Genomic DNA, 22,489 nt, shown 5'->3' with positions numbered 1-22,489 from the left:
GCTTTAAAAACCAAGGCTGATGGGGTTTTAGTTGTTAACTAATTGGTTAAAAAATTGACTTTTTTCAATAGATTTAGTATAAATCATAGATAATACAAATAAAAAACTGGCCTAGCTATGGGCATAATGCTGTTCTTAGATCACTTGCTTGGCACTCTTTGAGCATTGCCAGACAAGATCAGTAGGAGCGAACGGCGGTTCACCCCTACTTATATTTATATCTTGTGAAAATAATTCCTGATTATAAGAATTAATTTAGTTAATTGTTACTGTTTCTTTTGTTTTAGAAAAGTAGGTGTTTAAAATTGTTTCTGCCATTTGAGAACTGGTTAAGCCTAATGTGGCTTTTGACTGATCGGGAGAGGCATGATCTACTAAAACGTCAGGCACTCCAAGGCGTTTGATGGGTACGGCCACATTGGCATCTAATAAGGCTTCCGCTACGGCCGAACCGAAACCGCCCATTAAAGAGCCTTCTTCCATGGTGACTACTTTACCGATTCTTTGGGCTAAGGGGGCGATCAGTTCAATATCTAATGGTTTCACAAAACGCGCATTAACTACGGTGGCTGAAATTCCGTGTTCACTGAGGATTTCGGCTACTTGCAGAGCAGGATGTGCCATTGTTCCATAGCCAATTAAGAGAATATCATCTCCATTTCTGAGGATTTCTGCTTTGCCGATGGTGATAGCTTCCCAACCTTCTTCCATTAATGGTACTCCTACGCCGTTACCTCTGGGGTAACGCATGGCGATCGCGCCGTCTTTGTAGTTAATACCTGTGACTAACATCCGTTGCATTTCGGCCTCATCTTTGGGAGCCATGATCACAAGGTTAGGAATACAACGCAGATAGGAAATATCATACATCCCTTGATGGGTAGGCCCATCTGCACCCACGATCCCTGCGCGATCTAAACAGAAGAAAACGGGTAATTTTTGAATACAAACATCATGGATAATCTGATCATAAGCCCTTTGTAGGAAAGTAGAATAAATGGCGACTACGGGGGTAAAGCCTTCACAAGCCATCCCTGCGGCCATGCCAACGGCGTGTTGTTCCGCAATACCTACGTCAATATATTGATCGGGTAGGGCTTTTTGAAATTTATCTAAGCCCGTACCTGTGGCCATGGCGGCGGTAATACCGATGATTTTGGGGTCATTTTGGGCTAATTTGATTAAGGTATCGGCGAAAACCTTGGTATAACTGGGAGGGGTGGGCTTATTAGAGGGATAGGCTTTTCCTGTTTTTAAGTCAAAGGGTGACTGGGCATGATAACCAACTTGATCTTTTTCGGCGATCGCATAACCTTTACCTTTGACGGTGGCCACATGGACTAAAACTGGCCCTTGTACTTTGTGAGCTTGTTTGAAGGTATCAATTAATTCTTCAAGGTTATGTCCATCTACTGGCCCAAAATATTTAAAGCCTAATTCTTCAATCACTGCACCTACTTTAGACACAGCGAGGCGTTTCATACTTTCTTTGACACGCTCCATTTCAGCATTTAATTGTTCTCCCACAAACGGTAAATGTTTGAATTGTTCTTCTAAATTATCTGCAATAAATTGTACGGGATCACTATGTCTAACTTTGTTTAAATAGCGAGAAATTGCGCCGACATTGGGAGAAATAGACATTTCATTATCATTTAAAACCACCATTAAGTTAGTTTGGGGTAAATGGCCGGCATGGTTGATCGCTTCTAAAGCCATACCGCCCGTTAAAGCACCGTCACCAATGATCGCCACTACTTTGAAGTTTTCCCCCATGGCATCACGGGCTAAAGCCATGCCTAAACCTGCGGAAATACTGGTGGAGGCGTGGCCTGCTCCAAAATGATCAAATTTATTTTCACAGCGTTTTAAATATCCGGCTATTCCATCTTTTTGTCTTAAAGTATGGAAATTATTATAACGTCCTGTGAGCATTTTGTGAGGGTAAGCCTGATGACCCACATCCCAGATCACTTTATCTCGATCGAGATCTAGAGTTTGATAAAGGGCGATCGTCAATTCTACCACCCCTAAGCCCGGCCCTAAATGACCGCCAGTAGCGGCGATCGTCTGTAAATGTTTTTCTCTGATCTGTCTGGCAATATCTTCGAGTTGACGAGTAGATAAACCGTGTAGTTGATTAGGATGAGTTAATTCACTAAGGTGCATTGTTTTATCTTTGAGATGAAAGGATCAAAATAAATTAATATATAGTTAAGTTTAGCGTTTTTGTGATGTGATGAGTAGTAACTGATGAGTAATGAATAATGGATAATTTTCCCTTGTTAATTTTCCCCTGTCAATTTTCCCTTGTTAAAGCTTTTTTTTCTAATAACCAATAGGTCAACATTTCGCCTTTTCCTTTAACATTAATTAAGCCTCTTTCTTCAAAGATAAATTCTGATTTTAATGATTGATAAACCGTTTCTGTAACTTGAATTTTACCCGCTTTTCCTGATGACTCCATTCTTGAGGCAATATTAACCGCATCTCCCCAAAGATCGTAACTAAATTTTTTTTCGCCGATCACTCCTGCTACTACTGATCCCGTATTAATACCAATTCTAATTTGAAAATTTTTGCCCTTAATTTGTTGAAAATATTTAATGGCTTCTTGCATATCTAAAGCCATTTGAGCGATGGCTTGAAGATGATTTTTTTGAGGTAAAGGAATACCTCCGGCCACCATATAAGCATCACCAATTGTTTTAATTTTTTCTACTTCATGTTTATCCGCTAAACGATCAAAAGTTGAAAAAATCTCGTTTAATAAATCAATTAATTCTAAAGGTTTCATTTGGGAAGCTAGGGGAGTAAAACCAACAATATCAGCGAATAAAATGGTGGCACAATCGAATTGTTGAGCTAGGGCATTATGAAAATTTTTTAATTGTTGAACAATGGGTTTAGGTAAAATATTTAATAATAATTTTTCTGATTTTGTTTTTTCTAATTTTAGGGCTTTATTCGCATTAATTCTCTCGGTTACATCGCTTTGAATACCTACAAAATGAGTTAATTTATTTTCTTGATTATAAATAGGCGAAATGGTTAATTCATTCCAAAATATAGTTTGATCTTTGCGATAATTTAACAGGATAACGGTACAATTTTTCCCTTCTTTAACTGCTTTTCTTAATAAATTAATTGATGCTTGATCTGTTTTTTTTCCTTGTAAAAAACGACAATTTTTTCCTAATGTTTCATTTTTTGAATAACCTGTAATTCGTTCAAAAGCAGAGTTAATATAAATTAGGGGCATATCAGGTAAATTAACATCAGCAATTACAATCCCAACGCAACTAGCTTCGATGGCTTTATCTCTTAATAATAAAGCTTGTTGTGTTTCTATTCTATGGCTTACATCGTTTTGAATGCCTACAAAGTGGGTTAATTGATTTGCTTGATTATAGATAGGTGAAATTGTCAATTCATTCCAAAACTGTGACCCATTTTTACGGTAATTTAAGAGGGTAACTATGCAATTCTTACCCTGTTTAATTGCTTGGCGTAATTGATTTAATTGGGGCTGATTGGTTTTTTTTCCCTGTAGAAAACGACAATTTTTTCCTAATACTTCAATTGCTGAATAACCTGTCATTTTTTCAAAGGCAGAATTAACATAAATTAACGGCATATCAGGTAATAAAGCATCAGCGATCACAATGCCAACACAACTCGCTTCGATAGCTTTATCTCGTAAGTTTAAAGCCTGTTGAATTTCATTTTGATAAACCGTACTACTGCACCAATTATTGTTAGTAATATCTTTAGTTATCCCATAACTAAAGCCATTTTCATAAGGAGAAAAACGCCATGATAACCAACGATAAGTATGATTTTTTGCTAAAAAACGATGGGTAATTGTTAATACTTCATTTTGACTAATTTGCTGACATTGAATATCAATATTTTGAGTCACAGCTAAATCATCAGGATGGACAAAATCTAACCATGAACGAGATTGCAATTCTTCAATATTCCAGCCTAAAATATCACTCCAAATCTGATTTAATTTAACAAAATAACCTGCTTGATTACGGATGGATAAAAGATCATTAGATAGATTAAAAAAATTATCAATATTTGGATTCATAGTTTAATTAATAAGTAATAAGTGGTAGATCAAAATAATAAAAAATAAGTTAAAATAATCAAATATTAAATTAAGAAAATAATCAATAATCAGTAAAATTAAGTTTGAATAATAGACATTAGCACGAAAGTCAATCTCATAATTGATTATAACAAAATAGGGTTTCAACAGTTGACAATTATCAGGGAATAGTTGATAATATTTTTTAAAATTATCCACTTTTAACTTATAATGTTTTTGTCAATTTTGCTAGTTATAACTGTGGTGCAAGTATCTTGCTTGTTACCCTTTAAGAGATTTTAATTTTTAAATCTCATTTGTAAATGCAATAGTTACGAATAACAAATAAAAAATAACAAAAATTATGATGAATGTATTACAAGCATTTACTTTAACGAATATTCCTTTTACCCAATGGGGAAAAGGTAGTTTTTTATATCGAATAGTTAGCTTTTTAAATGATTGGAAAAATCAAAGTTGGTTATTACAATGGAGCGAAGCGATCGGCGGAATTATTATTAGTCTTATTTTAATATTAAGCCCCTTTGTTTCTACCAGTTTAATCGGAGTTTTACTTTTAATGGCCGGGGCTTTTTGGGCTTTATTATTAATTTCTGAAAAAGCTACTTTTGGGGGAACTCCTATTCATTTATTGGTATTTTTATATTGGTTTTGTGCTGTTATTGCTACCATTTTTTCCCCTGTTAAAAGAGCCTCACTTAATGGCTTAGTTGAATTAACTTTATATTGTTTAATGTTTGCAATTTGTGCTAAAATTTTTCGATCTAATCAGGTTAAAAACTGGGTTATAACTATCTTTTTATTAGTATCTTTACTGGTGGGAAGTTATGGTATTAGACAGGAATATTTTGGAGTTGAACAGTTAGCAACATGGAACGATCCAACCTCACTTTTAGCAGGGGATACAAGGGTTTATAGTTATTTAGGAAACCCCAATTTATTAGCATCTTATTTATTACCCGCAATTGCTCTAAGTTTAGGTGCTATGATCATCTGGAAAAACTTGCTACCTAAAGCTTTAGCCCTTACTATATTTATAGTAAATATCTCCTGTTTATTCTTTACCGATAGTCGTGGAGGTTGGTTAGCCAGTGCAGTTTTATTAACGATCTTTTTTAGTTTTTGTTATTATTGGTATCAGGATAAATTGTCTCCATTTTGGAGAGCTTCTTTGATTCCTTTAGTAACAGGAATTATCTCAATTTTATTTATCATTGCTCTTTTAAGAGTAGAATCTTTAAGGATACGTTTATTAAGTATTTTTGTGGGTAGAGAAGATAGTAGTAATAATTTTAGAATTAATGTTTGGGAAGCAGTGATTAAAATGATTAAAGATTATCCTATTACGGGCATCGGAATAGGCCATGATTCTTTTAATCAAATTTATCCCATTTATATGAAAACTGATTTTACTGCTTTAAGTGCCTATTCTATTTATTTAGAAACTATTTTAGAGATGGGATTTCTTGGTTTTAGCTCTTTTATTTGGCTATTAATTGTAACTTTAAATCAGGCAATTATTCACATCAAAAATTTAAAATTAAGTCAAAATTTACAAGCTTTTTGGTTAGTAGGGGCGATCGCAGGTTGTGCAGGTTTATTAACTCATGGTTTTGCTGATACCGTTTGGTTTCGCCCCCAAGTTAACACTTTATGGTGGATGTTGATCGCCTTGATCGCCAGTTATTATGAAACAGTAAACAATGATCAGTGATCAGTTAAGGGTTATCAGTTAACAAATAACTACTAACAAATAAGCAATAACTAATACTGTTTCATGGCGCGTGAAATATCCCTTTGATCATCACGCCGTTTAACAGTTTCTCTCTTATCATGAAGTTTTTTACCACGCCCTAAACCAATTTCAATTTTAATTTTGCTACCTTTAAAATACATTTTAATTGGCACTAAAGTTAAACCTTTTTCTTGGGTTTTACCAATTAATTTTGTAATTTCTTTTTTATGTAATAAAAGTTTACGAGTGCGTAAAGGATCATGATTAAAATAATTACCACTAGCCTGATAAGGGGAAATATGAACATTAGTTAATAAAGCCTCATGATTGCGGATAAAAATATAACCATCTTTTAAATTTACCTTTCCCGCACGGATAGATTTAACTTCCGTGCCTAACAAAGAAATTCCCGCTTCGTAAGTCTCTAAAATCTCATATAGAAAGAAAGCTTGACGGTTTTTACTAATTAATTTAATACCTGTTTTTTGCTCACCCATTTTATTAATTTACCAACCTTTAATTTATAAGTAATAAAATATTTTTAATTTTCCAACAAGCTTCAACAATTATTAATTGATCACACTTGCTTAACGGAATTTCTATTATAACATTTTTGGGACTTAAGCAGATAAAATAATTTAAAGACTTTAGCACAAAATTTATTGTATAATTTACAAATAAGCTCCTTGGCAGTAGTCTTTTTCCTCGACAAATATTTTTATACCATCTTAAGCAAATTAATCTTAACTGATCATTTTAATTAATTCATCGGACATTTCAAAATTAGATGTAACATTTTGCACATCATCTAAACCATCTAAAATATCCATTAATTTTAAAATAGATTTAGCTTGATCAGCATCATCAATTTCCATAATATTATTAGTAACCCAAGTTAATTGTACCTCCTTAATCGGTAATTTTAAATCCTTTAAAACCTGATTTAATCTTTCTAAATTACCAACTTCCGTAAAAATTTGAGTAATAATTTGATCATCTTCATTATTAATTTCATAACTGTGTGCATTGCCCTCAACAGAAGCCTCTAACAGTGTTTCTTCATCTATTTGACCCCCCAATATTATCACTCCTTTTTGTTCAAACATCCAGCTAACACAGCCAGTTTCACCCAAATTTCCCCCATTTTTACTAAAAGCTACCCTCAGATCCGCCGCCGTGCGGTTGCGGTTATCGGTTAAAGCCTCGATCAAAATGGCTACACCTCCTGCCCCATAACCTTCGTAGCGAATTTCCTCTAACCTACTGCTCTCATCATTATAAGTACCCGCTCCCTTAGCGATCGCCCTTTCAATATTATCATTAGGAATGCCGGCCGCCTTGGCTTTTTCAATAGCGGTGCGTAATTGAAAATTCCCCGCCGGATCTGGAAAACCATTTCGAGCGGCCACAATGATCGCACGGGAAAGTTGAGTAAAAGTTTTCCCTTTTTTAGCGTCTACTCTTTCTTTTTGGCGCTTAATATTCGCCCATTTTGAATGCCCTGCCATTGTTAAAAAATTCGCTTAAATTTGAATATTTTAAGTTATAATCTAAAGTTTTAATTGTGCATTATACAATATTTTGTTATTAGTTAAATGATCATCAATTCAAAAATTGATCTTTTGATCTATAATTAAACAAGTTTATTTTCATTAATATTAGCAAAAATTAAACCCAAATCAATTTATTTCATGACTTTATTTGCTTCCAGTACAACCCTTTCACCCCCCATCGGAGAACTAAAAATTTCTACTTTTAACGCTTTAGAAGAACAAGATCATCCTCCTTTAAAATTATCTTTAGTGCTTCCTACCTACAATGAGGGCAAAAATATTCAAAAAATTATTATTATTTTAAGTGATTTATTAAACTTGGTTTTACCTAATAATTATGAATTAATTGTAGTAGATGATAATAGTCCCGATCGCACTTGGGAATTAGCCCAAGCAATGACAGCAGAATATCCTCAGTTAAAGGTGATAAACAGAACAGAGGAAAAAGGATTATCTACTGCGGTTATTAGAGGATGGCAGATAGCAAAAGGAGATGTATTGGGAGTTATTGATGCTGATTTACAGCATCCACCAGAAATTTTAGTTAAATTATTAGAACAAATGACTCAAGGAGCGGATCTAGCGGTGGCTAGTCGTCATGTGGAAGGGGGCGGAGTAAGCGACTGGAGCATAATGCGCCGTTTTTTGTCACGGGGGGCGCAAGTTTTAGGTTTAGTTTTATTACCCCATGTGTTAGGGCGACTCAGTGATCCCATGAGTGGCTATTTTATGGTGCGTAGGGAGGCGATCGCTGGTTATGCCCTCTCTCCTGTGGGTTATAAAATTTTAATTGAAGTGGTGGCAAGGGGCAAAATAGGCTCGATCTCTGAAGTGGGCTATGTTTTTCAAGAAAGAAATGCCGGAGAAAGTAAAGTTACATGGAAACAATATGTGGAATATTTACAACATTTATTAAAATTAAGGTTAGCTTTATTTCCAATTAAACAATTTTTAAAATTTGGTTTAGTGGGTTTTTCTGGCGTATTTGTTGATATGATCATCTTATATTTATTGAGTGATCCAACTACTCTAAATTGGGAGGTAACTCGTAGTAAAATTATAGCGGCGGAGGTGGCAATTTTCAATAATTTTTTATGGAATGATGCTTGGACTTTTGCAGAAGTTTCTTTGGCTCAAAAGGGATGGAAAAAGCGCTTAAAAAGGTTTATCAAATTTAATTTAATTTGTTTAGCAGGATTAATTTTGAATGTTTTATTATTAAATATTCAATTAAATTTACTCGGCTTTAATGATTTAAAATATGGAGTATATATTGCTAATTTTATCGCTATTGGCATTGTCACAATTTGGAATTTTTGGTTAAATTTAAAGTTAAGTTGGCGCACAACACAACAGTGAACAGTTATCAATTGACAATTGATAATTGACAATTAGTTGATTAGGTTTATTGTTCGACTTCGCTCACCAACCAACCTCCTCTTTTAATACCATTTACAGAAAGTAACTTCAGACGTAGTTTAATGGAATAGTTTATTTACAAAGATTTCAGGTATTTAACAATGTAGCTACTAAATCTAAATGGTATGACTTGGGGCTGATTATGGTTGAGTGCAAAAAAACCAAGTTTTTTGATTAAACTTGGTTTGTTAATTTTTTGTCTGTATAATCGAAAAAGTTGATTAAATACTACCACGACGACCAATTTGACGAGCCATGCCTAAAAATGTATTTAAACTAGGGCCGGGGCGACGACGGGTATTGCTAGGTTGAGGTAATAAATAATCCGTAGAAAAAGTCATTTCTGAGCCTTCTTGTTTAGGTTTGGGATAATTTCTGGTATTTTCCATCGCTTTAACCCAGAAAGGCTCAGGAGCGACTAAACGCTTGGAAGCAACGGTGGTAGTAGGGGCTGAACCTGTTTTTGAACCTGTTTTTTTGCTAGTTTTAACAGATGTTTTTGGTGCAGGTGCAGGTGCTGAAGTTGTCTCAGCTACGGTTTTAGTCACGGTTGTTTGCTCGACAACAGAAGTAGAAGATGGGCTATCATCCTCAGCGACTACATAAAAATTGTCTTTTTTTGCGAAGATTCCAAGAATCCCTAACATTGTCAATAACTCCTAATAAGGTAAGAATTTTTTATTTTTTTTAATTAAAATCAGAACAATTTGAGACTTTTTCCCAGATCAAATGATTAATTTTTAATTTTTATCATTTTATCAAGGAAATTTAAAATTTTGGTAACAGTTTTTAACAAAACTTAAAAGTTAAGGTTTTGTGATTGGTTATTCTTTATTGGGATCACAACCACTGATGGATTGCTATAGTTAACAATACCACATAAGGACTGACACAGAAACGGATTTTCTTGTAGATTGTTTTTATTTTGAGATTTAACCCTTAATTTTAAGGCTTCTTGTTGAAGTCAACTAATAAGTAATGAGGATAAGAATTGATCAAAACTTGATGAAAATTGATTTTAGAAGTCTATTAAATTAAATGTTTAATTCTTCATCTTTAAGATCAGTAATAAACATATAGCCCGGACTATGGGTAATGGCAAGGTCTGGTTTACTTTCAATAATAGCAAGTTGGGGCGTTACTCCACAAGCCCAAAAAACGGGAATTTCCCCTTGATTAATAGTAACAGCTTCACCAAAATCAGGATTATTAATATTAGTAATTCCTATTTGTTCGGGGTTTCCAAAGTGTATGGGTGTGCCATGAGATTTAGGAAAACGACTGGTAATTTCTACTGATTTTATGGCTTGAATTGGGGTTAAAGGACGCATAGAAACGACTAAATTACCTTTAAAAATTCCTGCTGTTTGTAACGGTATATTAGTTCGATACATAGGGACATTTTTATTTTCTTGAATATGTTTTACTGGTAACTTTGCCCGTAACATTGCATCTTCAAATGAGAATGAACAACCCAACAAAAAGCAAATAAAATCATCTTGCCAATTTGATTTTATATTGTTTACTTCTTCAATTAATTTACCATGTTTCCAGATACGATAACGGGGTAAATCTGTTCTTAAATCTGCTCCGGTTGCAACAAGTTTAGGTTCATAATTTCCTATTTCTGTTACGTCTAAAATTGGGCAAGGTTTGGGATTTTTGACACAAAATAAGAGGAAATCATAAGCATATTTTTGAGGTAAAATTACTAAGTTTGCTTGAACAAAGCCGAGGCAATATCCGGGGGTAGGTTTAGTAAATTGATTGTTACGACATAAGTGACGAACTTCAGTCGGGGTTAAGGTTTTAAGAGCAGACATAGATTAATTTTTGTTGATCTTTAGGGTTATTTCAATCAGTAAAAAAAGAAAAAGTTGACCGGAATTTGACTTTTTTATGATTTAAACTATTGTAAAATTTCTTCTAGTTGATGTTGTTGCCACAAAGATAAATATAAACCCCCTTGATTTAATAATTGTTGATGTGTGCCAGATTGAATAATTTTACCTTGATCCATTACCAAAATTCGATCAGCAGTGGCCGCCGCCGAAAGTTGATGGGAAATAAATAAAACTGTTTTCTGTTTTGTGCCGTGAGAAAGTTCTTTTAAAATCGCTGTAGCCGTCTGATTATCAACACTTGATAGGGCATCATCTAATATTAATATGGGTGAATCTATCACTAATGCTCTAGCTAATGAAGTGCGTTGTCTTTGGCCTCCAGAAAGGGTAATTCCTCTCTCTCCAACTAAGGTTTCATATTGTTTGGGAAAGTTCAATATTTCTGGATGAATTTGTGATTGTTTAGCCGATCTTTCAATTAATTCTTGTTCCAATAAGGGATCGCCATAACGAATATTATTTTTAATAGTTGTACTGAATAAAAAACTATCTTGGGGTACAAATGCAATCGCTTTTCTTAAGTCTTCTAATTTAATTTTGGTTAAGTCTAAACCATCTAAAAATATTTGATTTGAGTCAATATTTAAGAGTCGAGGAATGGCATTGGCAAGGGTAGATTTTCCCGATCCGATCGGGCCTACGATCGCCACTGTCTCCCCTGTTTTAATATGAAAATTAACCCCATTTAAAGCGGGTTTATTACTACTTGGATAGGAATAAATAAGATTTTTAACCTCCAGTTCTCCCTTAACATTTTCAAGGGGCAAAGATAGGGCATTAGGTTCATTTTTAATCTGGGGTTGAGCCTCAAAAATTGTTTCAATACGATCGAGGCTAACTTCTCCTCTTTGATAGGTGGTAATAGTGAAGCCTAAAAGAGCAGTAGGAAAGACTAATCTTTCTACTAATAATATTAATGCAATAAAATCGCCTACCGTAATTTCATTATTCAAAATGGCTTTTGTTCCTAATAATAATAATACGAATAAACTTAGATAGGATAAGCTTTCTATCAGGGGAAATAAAATATTTCTAGTTCTAGCTAATCTCAGATTTGCTCTTAATAAACTTCGATTTTTTTTGGAAAAAGCTTTTCTTTCATTATCTTCTTGAGCATAAATTTTAATTAAAGCCATGCCACTCATATCTTCTTGAATTAATTCACTTACTTCCGATAATCTTTCTTGTACTTGTTGTTGATAAATTCTCAATTTATCGCTAAACAATTGCACCGTAAATAACATTAAAGGATAAACTGAAATTGCAAATAAGGATAGTTTAACATTAATGGCTAACATCACAGGTAAAGTTAAAATATAGGCAAAAATTGTATTAATTAAACTTAAAACTGCAAAGCCCAATAAACGTCTAATATTATCAACATCACTGGTAGCTCTATTCATTAAATCACCAGAAGTATTAATAGCAAAATAAGAAGGTTCAAGCTTTAATAAATGTTGAAAAATTTTCTGTTTTAAATCAAATTCTACTTGTCTTCCTATGCCAAAAATTGTCATTCTGGAAATCATGCGAATAAACCACATAAATGAGGCTAGTCCGATAATTATAATTACATAATGCCACAATTGATCGATAGTAAAACCATTTTTTAAATCATTAATACTATCTTTAATTAAAACTGGAATATAAGCACCTAAAGCATTAACTACTAACAGAGCAATTACACCAATTAATAATGGTTGCCAATGGGGAATTAAATAATTTATTAATTGTTTTAGTCTTGAATTTATCATTTTATTTTAATAATTGTTTTTAGATATATATTAATTTTTGTAGAGATATTTTTTGCAAAATTTCTACAGATTTTTCCCTTATTATTTATTACTTGATTTTTCCAAAAAATCTAATAATGTTTCTCTCATAATTTTAACAGGAACTTCTTGATTTAACCAAATTTCTAAAGCTTTTGCTCCCTGTTGTACTAACATTTCTACTCCATCAATTATAATTGCTCCCTGTGCTTGTGCTTTTTGTAAAAATAGAGTAGGTTTAGGTGTATAAATTAAATCATAAACGATCGTTTTTGGTTGAATTTTTTGTATGATTTGATCTTCGATCGGGCAATCATTAATATTTGGATACATTCCAACGGGCGTAGTATTCACAATTAATTTTGATTGGGATACCAACCCCCCTAAATTGTTGTAGGAATGAACTTTAATTGCGTCTTGAAGGGGTGTATTAGCCCAACTTTGAAGAAAATGGTCTAACTTGTCTTGATTGCGTCCAAAAACGTGAATTTCCCGACATCCTAATTTATAACAGCCCACGATCGCCGCCCGTGCCGCGCCACCATGACCTAAAATTACAGGGGTAATCTTCCCCCAATCTAAATTTAATGCTTCTAAAGGTGCGATAAAGCCTAAATAGTCGGTATTTGTGCCTTTCCAGCCGTTGTCTACAGCCCAAACCGTATTAACTGCGCCGATCATTTTGGCTTCTTCTGTGATCTGTGCAAGTAGGGGGATGATCGTTTGTTTGTGGGGAATGGTGATACTAAAGCCTTTCACGCCGATGGCCGAAAATCCGGCGATCGCAGTGGTTAAATTTTCTGGTTGAATGGGAAAAGGAAGATAAATATAATCAACTTGCAAAGCGGAAATAGCCGCATTGTGCATCACTGGGGATAAAGAATGTTCAACGGGATAGCCGATCACCCCTAATAATTTGGTTGTACCTTTAATCATAAACTGTTTTTTATTTTTTTAATTTTGGATTATTATAACCTTTTTCTGATTAGGTTTTAAGCTTAATTAAACACCGTATTAATAAATTATTAATATTTCTAACAAAAATGACATTTATTAGTATAATAATTTATATTATTATTCAAATCAGACACAATTAAAAAAATCAAGTACATTTCATTGTAATTTTTGCTTTACTAATGGCATATAAAACAATTTAACTTAGTTATTTGACCTCCTTAATACTATGAAATTTAATTTTAGATTAATTCATTTTCATCATAAAGTTAATTCTAATCAGATTGAACAAGGATTTACTTTAGTTGAATTAATTGTGATAACGGTTATTATTACTGCTTTATCAGCGATCGCTATTCCAACAATGTTAAGTCAAGGAACTAAAGCCCGACAAACAGAAGCAAAAACCACTGTTTCTACAATGTGTAAAAATCAACAAATTCATTATATGGAAAATGGTTATTTTTCCGCTACCATTGGAGCATTAAATATTGGAATAAAAGAAGAAACTCAAAATTATCTTTATTCAATTATTATGGATAGTCCCAATCATGCCATGAATATGGCAAGAGCAAAAGAAGATGTTTTAAAATCATATATTTGTACAGCTTATGCCGAGCCTCCCATCGCTGGAGAATTGAATAGTCAAGCCTCAACTTTTATTTGTGAAGCGATGTTAAACGATAGCGATCCTATTAATGTTATTGATCCGGCTCAATGCCCTGAAAATTTTGCTTTGATGACAAGATAAAACCCCGATCTATGATTAAGATCAGGGGGTTAAATTATTAGTCAGAATTGATAATTAAATTCTATGATAAATATTGTTCAATAATTACTTTATATTCGCTTTTTTGTTTAATTCCTCGAAATTCTTTAACCATTTCTTGGTTTTTAAAAATTTGTACCGTAGGAGTGCCTACCACTTGCCCCATATCGGCGATCTCCGGCTCGGCATCAATATCTATTTCCACAAAATGAATTTTACCCTCATATTCGGCTACCACCTTCTCTAAAATAGGTTTTAAGGTGCGACAAGGGCCACAAGTAGGTGACACATATTTCACCATTAACAGGCGATCGCCCTCATGGAAAATTTTGCGCAGGGCATACCCCCCAACATGGCTAGTGTCATTGATATTAAAGCTTTTAGGGGTAGTATTAGCTGATTTTTCTGGCACTTGCTCACTCATTTCAGTTTCCTGTTGATGATATTCAATAATTAAATTATGATGAGATAAATATCTTTCCGCCGAAAGAGCCGCCATACAGCCAGTTCCCGCCGCCGTGATCGCTTGACGATATTCATGATCCTGCACATCACCGGCCGCAAAAACCCCTTCAATATTGGTTTCCACCGTTCCCGCCTTTACCTTAATATAACCGATCTCGTCTAACTCTAATTGACCTTGAAATAAAGCAGTATTAGGAGTGTGACCAATGGCATAAAATAAACCTTTTACAGCTAAGTCTCTGATTTCCTCTGTTTTTGTATCTTTAATTTTAATGCCAGTTAACCGGCCATTTTCGCCAAAAACATCTACAGGTTGACTATTATAATGAATTTTAATTTTAGGATTATTTAAAACTCGATCCTGCATGGTTTTACTGGCTCTCATCACATCCCTACGCACCAATAAATGAACCACAGAAGCATATTTAGTTAAATAAACTGCTTCTTCGGTGGCCGAGTCTCCAGCCCCTACTACAGCAACCTCTTGACCTCTAAAAATGGGACTAGCACCGTCACAAATACCACAGGCGGAAATGCCACTACTCCAATATTGTTCTTCTGAAGGTAAATAAAGCCTTTTGGCCGTTGCTCCTGTGGCAATGATCACACTATGAGCTTTAATCTCTCTTTCAGAGGATGCAATAGTAAAGGGACGCTCAGAAAAATCAACTTTAACCACATCTTCACCATAGGTTTGAGTACCCCAACGGATGGCTTGAGCCTTCATTTGATCCATCAGTTGAGGCCCTGTGATCCCATTCGGAAAGCCCGGAAAATTCTCCACTTCGGTGGTAGTCATTAGTTGCCCTCCCGGAATACCTCCGGCTTGGAAACCTTCAAATAAAAGGGGTTTAAGGTTAGCTCTAGCGGCATAAATAGCGGCAGTATAACCGGCCGGCCCTGAACCAATAATTACTACATTTTCAACGGAAGCACTACTCATAATTATTCATCAAAGTAAAGAATATTGAAACATTATTTCATTATAGCATTTCTGATTGAAAGTATTTTTATTAAGCATTAATAATATCATCAAGAATAATAATAGATAGATCAGAAAGTTTACGAAAAGCCAAATCATTAGTGATAAAAATATGACATTTAGCGGATAATGCTGTTGCAAAATGAATAGCATCAGGTGTTTTTTATTTGATTTTACTTCTTAATTTTGCTGATTGTATCAAAATAGATTGATTAATAGGTTTTAGCTCTATTCCTGATGAATTTAAAAACAGTTTATAATCGTTAACTAATTGATTATCATTATTTTTGATAGGAAAAATAAGAACTTCCATTAAAGTTAATTCACTGCTAATAATTCTAATCTTTTTATCTTGTAATTTTTCCCATAAAGGTTGTATTAATGACCAATAATTTGGATCAGATTCTACGGTATAAATAAAAATACAAGTATCTAAATAAATAATACTATGATCAGCAATATTTAATCCCATGAATTACGCTCCTGAGCAAGTTCCTGATTAATTTCATCTTTTGTTCTAAATGAAGAACGATTTTTTCTTATGGTTTCTATTATTTCTAAAATATTATTAGGTTTTTTCTCTTGAGGTAAAACAATAAACACCTCAACAATTTCACCTACTTTAAAATTGGGATCATCAATTTTGATTTTGTTTCCTTCTAAAATTTGAGTTTTTAAATGTAATGTTGAGGACATAATTTCTTAACTCCGCTTAATAAAGTCTAGTTTTAATTAAATTTTAGGTTAAAAATGGTATAATATATTATTCCTAAATATATCTTAACCAATAACTAACAAAAAATAAAGAATAATTATGAAAAATCAAAATTTAGGGTATCCAAAAGAAGAATTAATTAAGGCAATTTTTGAAGGTAAAGTCGTTAGTTTTCCCACTGATACTGTTCCCGCTTTAGCGGTTAAACCTGAATTTTCAGATGCTATTTTTAAACTCAAAAAAAGAGAACCGAATAAACCCTTAATCTTAATGGGGGCTAATTTTGAGGATTTTTTACCCTATCTTAAAGGTACGGATCAAGAATTAGAAACTTGGCAAAAAATGGCCGAACTTTATTGGCCGGGGGCTTTAACTTTAGTCTTACCTGCTTCTGAAAAATTACCAAAAGCCATTAATCCCCTTGATTATAGCACCATTGGCATTAGGATTCCTGATTTAGAAATAGCTAGAACTATTTTAAATCAAACCGCTCCCCTTGCCACCACTAGCGCTAATTTATCAGGTCAACCTCCCTTACAAAAAATGAGACAAATTGCTGAACAATTTACTGAAGTTTTAACTCTTAAATGTGATAATTTCAATCAAGAAATTATTGGCAGTGGTTTACCTTCTACTGTTGCAAAATGGACGGGAAAAAGGTGGCAAATTTTACGTCAAGGTACTGTTCAATTATCAGAATAATTGATACTTTAAAAACTTTAAAATTGCAAATCTAGTTAAGTTAATTATTAAGATAATTAACTTGAAATTAATTAACTATTGATTAATTTTTATCTATTGGAAAAATGGGAGGAAATTTAAGCTTAAATTATACTCCCTAAACGGATCAAAATAAGCCAGAAAATCATTTTATACCAATAAAGTATTGACTTTATCTGATAATTTATGATTAGAAATTTCTGAAGTTGATAGATAGGAATTTTCTAAAATCATGGTAGTAGTTTTATTTTCTTCAAACCCAATCTTTTTATAAAAACTTTGTTGATGGCTTGTCATTAAATAAACTCTTTCTACTCGATTAACTTTCGGATGGGTTAAAATTGTTTCTACTAATTTTCTCCCCAAACCTAAACCACGATAATCGGGATGAACAATCACATCCCAGATCGTAGCCCGATAAATTTGATCTGAAGTGGCACGGGCGAAACCAATTAATTTTTGATGATCCCAAATTGTAACAACAGGATTGCTATTTTCTACGGCTATTTTGAGATGTTCAATGGTACGATTTTGCGCCCAAAATGCACTGATTTTAAATAAGTTTAATAATTGATAAAAATCAATTGTTTCCGTGTCAAGGGAAAATTGAATATGACGACAATCCATATAAGATAAACTCCTGATTTTGAAAGTGGTAAATCTAAGAAAATTTCTTAGTCAAAAATTGAACTTTTAGTATTAATAATTACTATTTAAAAGTAATTTCTTTGATCCTATAAAAAATTTAATCATTCTATTGTAGCAAAAAAAACATTTACTCGATTAAATTGAATAAAATGATTATCCTAACCTATTTTATACTATTTTAATAAAGTTATCATAGAAATGAAACTTTGTAGGCTTGAAACAGTATTCACTTGTGCCAATCTGATCAAACAAATACAATAATATTCCGGATTAAGGTTTAAATCTTGAGAAAAACAAATTAATAAAAATCAGGTTGAATTAATTGGAATAATTATATAATGAACACTACCACCCACAATGCTTTAATAGAGACAGCACAGATTGGAGATATTTTATCTAATCGTTATCGAGTGCTTCAAGTAATTAAATCTAGTGAATTAACACAGGTTTATTTAACAGAAGATATTTCTTTACTTCATGATAATATTTGCTTATTAAAAAGGTATAAATATAATAGTAAACAACCTCATTTATTCAAAGTAAATAAGCATTTATTTGAACTTGAATTAAATAGTTTAGAATCATTTAAAGATTGTCCTCAAATTCCTAATTTATTAGATCATTTTGAAGATGAATTTAGTTTATCTTTAATTGAGGAATTAATTCAAGGAGATTTAGTTAATAAATTATTACCTCAAACTATTAATGCTCCTAATTGTTGGTTAGAGTTAAATGTTTTAGAATTTTTAAGGGATACTTTAGAAATTTTAGTTTATCTTAATAGTAAAGATGCTATTCATGGAAATTTAAAACCTAATCATATTATTCAAAGAAACAAAGATCGTATTTTTTGTATTATTGATTTTGCTAATCTTCAAAAAATTAGTGAGATTGATCATCCTTTAAAAAAATTATTTTCTTTTCAAAGTAATTTTTTAGTGAGTCATTCTTCTTATTTTCCTCCTGAACAAATTAATGGAAAAGTAAAGATCAATAGTAATCTTTATACTTTAGGAATGATCGGGATTCAAGGTTTAACAGGAATTAATTTTGAGCAGTTAGAATCATCGGAAAATCAATCAGAATTAAATTGGCTAGAAATGTGGAAATCGGCGCGTAACAATCAGGATTTTTATCTCAGTGAAGACTTATTATTAATTTTAAATAAATTGGTTTGTTATGATTATAAAAATAGATATAAAAATCCTCAAGAAGCTTTAAAAGATGTTAAAAATTTAATTGAGAAAAAAACGGCTCAAGTTATTATTTTTAAGGAAGAACAATGGCCGGGTTTAAGTTTTTCTCCTAGTTATTATTTCAGTAAATTATCTGAATTTGATGATGATTTAGAGCTAAATTTTGATGATATTACTGGAGAACTACCCGAATATTTTATGTTAGAAGAATCAGATAATTTATCTACACAAAATGCACCTTCTACTCAAGAATTATTAGATATGTTTAATGAACAATATTATGAAAATTCTGAAAATATAACTAAATTAAATGGGTTAAAAATTGATCAAAAGTGGTTAACTATTATCGGAGGTATCGGTTTAACAGGTTTATTAATTTATGCCACTGTTATTTATTTTGGTTTAGGTAGTATTTTAAATATTATTGGTTTAGATTTTAGTGGGAATAAATTGTTAAAAGCACAGGCGATTTATGAGGGCGGAAATATTCAAGAAGCTATTACAATTGCCCAATCTATTCCGACTGATAGTAATGCTTATCAAGAGTCTCAAGCTATTATTAAAAAATGGGAAAATGAGTTAGAAAAAGCTAATCAATTATTGAAAAAAATTGAATTAGCTTTTGCTCAAAAACAATGGGAAACGGTGCTTCAAGATGCAAAAAAAATGCCTTCTCATGGTGTTTGGCAAGATAAATTAAATCCTTTAATTACTAAAGCTAAAGAGAGTTTAGATCTAGAATCTCGTCAGTTATTACAACAGGCTATTAATTATGCTCAAGCACAAGAATTTGGTCAAGCTTTAATTTATTTAAAACAAATTTCTTTAGAAAGTTCCTATGGTGAATTAGTAAAAAATAAGTTAGTTGAATATGAAGAAAAACGCAATATAAGAGATTATTTTTTTTTACAAAATGCTTTTAATGCCGCCCAAAAACATGATTTTTTAACTGCTATTAATTTGTTACAAAAAATTCCTATTAATAGCCCAAAAAGTGTAATTGCTCAACAAAAAATTATTGAATATACTAAGATGAATAATATTAAGCAAATTATGGAGCAAAGACAGAAAAGTTATGTCCCCAGTCATCATTTTAATCCCGGATATTCTTTAAATGAAATTCATATTTAAAGTGTTATTTGTAATTATCAATTATCCATTATTCATTGTTAATTATTGGATGTATCTTTCCATTTCTGGGCTTTGATTGCCATAAACTCCTGTTATTTGTTCTTGGCAACATTCTATCGCAAAATCATTAAATTCTTCGGGATCAATTTGATACATTTTGCTAAAGTTTTCCGGTGTTACTCGACAAAAAAGAGGGCGATTGTCATAAATTAAACATTTGCGAGTATTATGATCAAAATTAATACACCAGCCATCTTTTCCTACTAAACTTAAATATTGTTGTAGTTGATCGGGTGTTAAATAATCCTCTAACTCAGGGCGATCGCTTGGATCAAGATGACAACAAGCCCCACAATTTTCAATACAACGCCATTTTTTCATAATTTTTTGATTTGCTTTTTTCAGGGAATTAATTATTAATAAAAAAGTTAGTGATAAGCTCTTGCTTAATATTTTTTTAGTTGGTAAGCAAGGGCTTATTATTCCAAAATTTATCACAATTTATGTATGATTGCTATAGGCCAATGATAGTTAATAATTAATCATTGATGGTTAAGTTTTATGATCAATAAGCAATAATCAATCATAAAACTTGCACAAGTGGAATCAATCAAGATAAAATAAAAATATATCCTCAATATTACAAGGAATTTTTTATATGAAATATACGGAAGAAAGTGGGTTGCTCAACAATTTTGCGATCGAACCAAAAGTTTATTCTTCTGATACCGATGAAGAAAAACAAAAAACAAATTATCTAGTTATTGCTGGAGTAGGTTTATTACTTGTTTTAGGTTTAATTGCGGTAACTTTTACTATTTCATAAAATTAATCAATGTGGTTTAATTAGTTAAAACATTGAGACATTAAACGGCCTTGAACTTTAGTTCAAGGCTACCATAATTTTTTGAATAAATTTCAATAAATTTAAACCAATAACTACTCGTTATTAACTATAATAATTGTTCTAATTGTTGAATTAAATTAATGGTCATTTGATATTGATTTTGATAACCTTGTAAAGAAAAAAGTTGAGCAGAATTTTTTAAATCATTAACGGCTGATTCAATGTTATTAAGTTTATAATAGGTTAAACCTCGATTATAATAAGCTTCCCCAAATTCTTGATTTAAACTAATAGATTGAGTGTAATCTTCTAGGGCTTTTTGATGAAGTTCTAAACGGTTATAAGCTAAGGCTCTATTATAATAAGCTTGGGCGTTATTCGGCGCTAAATTAATCGCTTGATCATATTGATTTATGGCTTGTTGAGTGTTACCAGAATCGTCTTGAGCGTTGCCTAATTGAATATGAAAATTAACATTATTTGGTTGTAAATTAACAGCATTTTGACAATCGGAGATCGCCAGTGAATAACTTTTTAAAATATAATAAGCATAACAACGATTACCGTAGGCATAAGCAAAATTTTGATTCAAATTTAAAGCCGATGTATAATCATTAATGGCATTAGTATAATCCCCTAAAATATGATAAACATAACCACGATTATAATAAGCATCGGGATCCTGATTAAGTTGAAGTGAAGCCGTAAAAGAAGCGATCGCCTCTTGATAATTTCCGGCCGTTAAATAATCCACCCCTTGATTATATAAAGTGATCGCAGTGGGAGCATTATTATTAGTAGTTTCTTGTGCCTTAACTGATTGATTATTAAAGAAAAATTGACAAGAAATAACACCTGTTAATATAACAGTTTGAATAAGAATTTTTGTCGCCGATTGAAACACAATAAATTGGTTATTTATGATTAGTTATTGGTTATTTTTAACAACAATTTAGCTCAGTTTATAAAACAAACTTTTGGTAGGGGTGAACACCTGTTCACCCTTAGATCGCTATTAAAATAATTAGCGAATAGTTCCACGAGCCATTTTGCGGAATTTATCTAAATTACTATCATTACGTTGACGCTCAGAAGACTGTTTAACAGTATTAGATAAACCCATTTTCCGATAGGGCGTTAAGTTACTATCATTCTTTTGACGTTCAGTCTTAGAAGTGAATTGTACTTTAGGAAAAGCGGGAGAAAAACTGCTAGAAGAAAAACTTTTAGCCTGTTCTAAACTATCACTTTGTGTAGTTTGTTGACTAATTACCACCGGATCGGGAATAATAGTCTGACCACGTTTAGGGGCGGAAACCTGTATGGAAGTAGGAGCGGCCGCTTTAGGGGCATCTTCAACTTCTTTAGCGATCGTAGCGGAAACTTCTTGAACTAACTCTCCGCCACCTTTAGCTTTAGGAAATGTGCGCTTAATTTTAACTGCTTTACGCATATATTCCACATTACCCAAACTGATCGCTTCATCGGGATCTAGGAAAAAAGCTTCTTTACGGTCTTCTGCCATTTAATTTTAATCCTCTTTTGTTATGTTGAGTTGTAAA

Annotated in this window: 21 protein-coding genes; 6 read left to right on the top strand and 15 right to left on the bottom strand. The window is 32.5% G+C overall.

Annotation, left to right across the window (positions count from 1 at the left end; all coding sequences use genetic code 11):
* Nucleotides 1–255: 255 nt before the first annotated feature.
* Both dxs and Anndu_RS14180 read right to left on the bottom strand, forming a co-directional pair.
* Nucleotides 256–2,169 (bottom strand): 1-deoxy-D-xylulose-5-phosphate synthase, encoded by a 1,914-nt coding sequence (gene dxs / locus Anndu_RS14185; protein ID WP_464101829.1) that lies wholly within the window; start codon nucleotides 2,167–2,169, stop codon nucleotides 256–258.
* A 130-nt stretch (nucleotides 2,170–2,299) separates the two neighbouring features.
* On the bottom strand, nucleotides 2,300–4,096 hold the full coding sequence (locus Anndu_RS14180) for an adenylate/guanylate cyclase domain-containing protein (protein WP_464101828.1): 1,797 nt from the start codon (nucleotides 4,094–4,096) through the stop codon (nucleotides 2,300–2,302).
* A gap of 364 nt (nucleotides 4,097–4,460) precedes the next feature.
* Here Anndu_RS14180 and Anndu_RS14175 point away from each other — a divergent pair, with 364 nt between their 5' ends.
* The gene (locus Anndu_RS14175) at nucleotides 4,461–5,831 is read left to right on the top strand and encodes an IctB family putative bicarbonate transporter (protein WP_464101827.1); all 1,371 of its coding nucleotides are present in this window, start codon (nucleotides 4,461–4,463) and stop codon (nucleotides 5,829–5,831) included.
* A 50-nt stretch (nucleotides 5,832–5,881) separates the two neighbouring features.
* Here Anndu_RS14175 and smpB read toward each other — a convergent pair whose 3' ends face one another.
* Nucleotides 5,882–6,349, bottom strand: a complete 468-nt coding sequence (gene smpB, locus Anndu_RS14170) for an SsrA-binding protein SmpB (RefSeq protein WP_464101826.1) — start codon at nucleotides 6,347–6,349, stop codon at nucleotides 5,882–5,884.
* Nucleotides 6,350–6,595: 246 nt separating this feature from the next.
* Nucleotides 6,596–7,360, bottom strand: a complete 765-nt coding sequence (locus Anndu_RS14165; protein ID WP_464101825.1) for a YebC/PmpR family DNA-binding transcriptional regulator — start codon at nucleotides 7,358–7,360, stop codon at nucleotides 6,596–6,598.
* 183 nt (nucleotides 7,361–7,543) lie between these two features.
* Between Anndu_RS14165 and Anndu_RS14160 the strand changes: the two genes are divergently transcribed.
* Nucleotides 7,544–8,764 (top strand): glycosyltransferase, encoded by a 1,221-nt coding sequence (locus Anndu_RS14160; protein WP_464101824.1) that lies wholly within the window; start codon nucleotides 7,544–7,546, stop codon nucleotides 8,762–8,764.
* A gap of 281 nt (nucleotides 8,765–9,045) precedes the next feature.
* Here Anndu_RS14160 and Anndu_RS14155 read toward each other — a convergent pair whose 3' ends face one another.
* The 4 genes from Anndu_RS14155 to Anndu_RS14140 form a co-directional block, all read right to left on the bottom strand.
* On the bottom strand, nucleotides 9,046–9,471 hold the full coding sequence (locus tag Anndu_RS14155) for a hypothetical protein (RefSeq protein ID WP_464101823.1): 426 nt from the start codon (nucleotides 9,469–9,471) through the stop codon (nucleotides 9,046–9,048).
* A gap of 387 nt (nucleotides 9,472–9,858) precedes the next feature.
* On the bottom strand, nucleotides 9,859–10,647 hold the full coding sequence (locus tag Anndu_RS14150) for a putative hydro-lyase (RefSeq protein WP_464101822.1): 789 nt from the start codon (nucleotides 10,645–10,647) through the stop codon (nucleotides 9,859–9,861).
* 86 nt (nucleotides 10,648–10,733) lie between these two features.
* Nucleotides 10,734–12,482: an ABC transporter ATP-binding protein gene (locus Anndu_RS14145; RefSeq protein ID WP_464101821.1), complete on the bottom strand. Its 1,749-nt coding sequence runs from the start codon at nucleotides 12,480–12,482 to the stop codon at nucleotides 10,734–10,736.
* 81 nt (nucleotides 12,483–12,563) lie between these two features.
* The gene (locus tag Anndu_RS14140; RefSeq protein WP_464101820.1) at nucleotides 12,564–13,436 is read right to left on the bottom strand and encodes a shikimate dehydrogenase; all 873 of its coding nucleotides are present in this window, start codon (nucleotides 13,434–13,436) and stop codon (nucleotides 12,564–12,566) included.
* Nucleotides 13,437–13,683: 247 nt separating this feature from the next.
* Between Anndu_RS14140 and Anndu_RS14135 the strand changes: the two genes are divergently transcribed.
* Nucleotides 13,684–14,205 carry a type IV pilin-like G/H family protein gene (locus Anndu_RS14135; protein ID WP_464101819.1) on the top strand — a complete coding sequence of 174 codons (522 nt, stop codon included), beginning with the start codon at nucleotides 13,684–13,686 and terminating at the stop codon, nucleotides 14,203–14,205.
* A 61-nt stretch (nucleotides 14,206–14,266) separates the two neighbouring features.
* Here the strand turns inward: Anndu_RS14135 and trxB are convergent, their stop codons facing one another.
* The 3 genes from trxB to Anndu_RS14120 all read right to left on the bottom strand — a co-directional run bounded on the left by trxB (nucleotide 14,267) and on the right by Anndu_RS14120 (nucleotide 16,366).
* Nucleotides 14,267–15,631 (bottom strand): thioredoxin-disulfide reductase, encoded by a 1,365-nt coding sequence (trxB, locus tag Anndu_RS14130; protein WP_464101818.1) that lies wholly within the window; start codon nucleotides 15,629–15,631, stop codon nucleotides 14,267–14,269.
* Nucleotides 15,632–15,833: 202 nt separating this feature from the next.
* Nucleotides 15,834–16,142 carry a type II toxin-antitoxin system VapC family toxin gene (locus tag Anndu_RS14125; RefSeq protein ID WP_464101817.1) on the bottom strand — a complete coding sequence of 103 codons (309 nt, stop codon included), beginning with the start codon at nucleotides 16,140–16,142 and terminating at the stop codon, nucleotides 15,834–15,836.
* Complete coding sequence (locus tag Anndu_RS14120; RefSeq protein WP_464101816.1) at nucleotides 16,133–16,366, bottom strand: hypothetical protein; 234 nt, start codon at nucleotides 16,364–16,366, stop codon at nucleotides 16,133–16,135. Before Anndu_RS14120 ends, Anndu_RS14125 begins: the two co-directional genes overlap by 10 nt.
* A gap of 118 nt (nucleotides 16,367–16,484) precedes the next feature.
* On the opposite strand from Anndu_RS14120, the gene Anndu_RS14115 reads away from it, so the two are divergent.
* A complete protein-coding gene (locus tag Anndu_RS14115; protein WP_464101815.1) occupies nucleotides 16,485–17,087 on the top strand; it encodes an L-threonylcarbamoyladenylate synthase in 603 nt (200 codons plus the stop codon).
* A 168-nt stretch (nucleotides 17,088–17,255) separates the two neighbouring features.
* Here the strand turns inward: Anndu_RS14115 and Anndu_RS14110 are convergent, their stop codons facing one another.
* Nucleotides 17,256–17,732, bottom strand: coding sequence for a GNAT family N-acetyltransferase (locus Anndu_RS14110; RefSeq protein WP_464101814.1), 477 nt, complete (start codon nucleotides 17,730–17,732; stop codon nucleotides 17,256–17,258).
* 359 nt (nucleotides 17,733–18,091) lie between these two features.
* Here Anndu_RS14110 and Anndu_RS14105 point away from each other — a divergent pair, with 359 nt between their 5' ends.
* Nucleotides 18,092–20,080 (top strand): protein kinase domain-containing protein, encoded by a 1,989-nt coding sequence (locus Anndu_RS14105; protein ID WP_464101813.1) that lies wholly within the window; start codon nucleotides 18,092–18,094, stop codon nucleotides 20,078–20,080.
* 42 nt (nucleotides 20,081–20,122) lie between these two features.
* Here the strand turns inward: Anndu_RS14105 and Anndu_RS14100 are convergent, their stop codons facing one another.
* A complete protein-coding gene (locus Anndu_RS14100) occupies nucleotides 20,123–20,461 on the bottom strand; it encodes a YkgJ family cysteine cluster protein (protein ID WP_464101812.1) in 339 nt (112 codons plus the stop codon).
* 277 nt (nucleotides 20,462–20,738) lie between these two features.
* Here Anndu_RS14100 and psb34 point away from each other — a divergent pair, with 277 nt between their 5' ends.
* Entirely contained in the window at nucleotides 20,739–20,906 is a 168-nt protein-coding gene (psb34, locus tag Anndu_RS14095) for a photosystem II assembly protein Psb34 (RefSeq protein WP_464101811.1), read from the top strand.
* A 127-nt stretch (nucleotides 20,907–21,033) separates the two neighbouring features.
* Here psb34 and Anndu_RS14090 read toward each other — a convergent pair whose 3' ends face one another.
* Nucleotides 21,034–21,831, bottom strand: a complete 798-nt coding sequence (locus tag Anndu_RS14090; RefSeq protein ID WP_464101810.1) for a tetratricopeptide repeat protein — start codon at nucleotides 21,829–21,831, stop codon at nucleotides 21,034–21,036.
* A gap of 120 nt (nucleotides 21,832–21,951) precedes the next feature.
* On the bottom strand, nucleotides 21,952–22,452 hold the full coding sequence (locus tag Anndu_RS14085; RefSeq protein ID WP_464101809.1) for a hypothetical protein: 501 nt from the start codon (nucleotides 22,450–22,452) through the stop codon (nucleotides 21,952–21,954).
* Nucleotides 22,453–22,489 lie beyond the last annotated feature (37 nt).

It is taken from the genome of Annamia dubia NIES-4383 (assembly GCF_055394725.1).
Note: the sequence above shows the minus strand (reverse complement) of the source record. Positions and strands in the feature narration are given on the sequence as shown.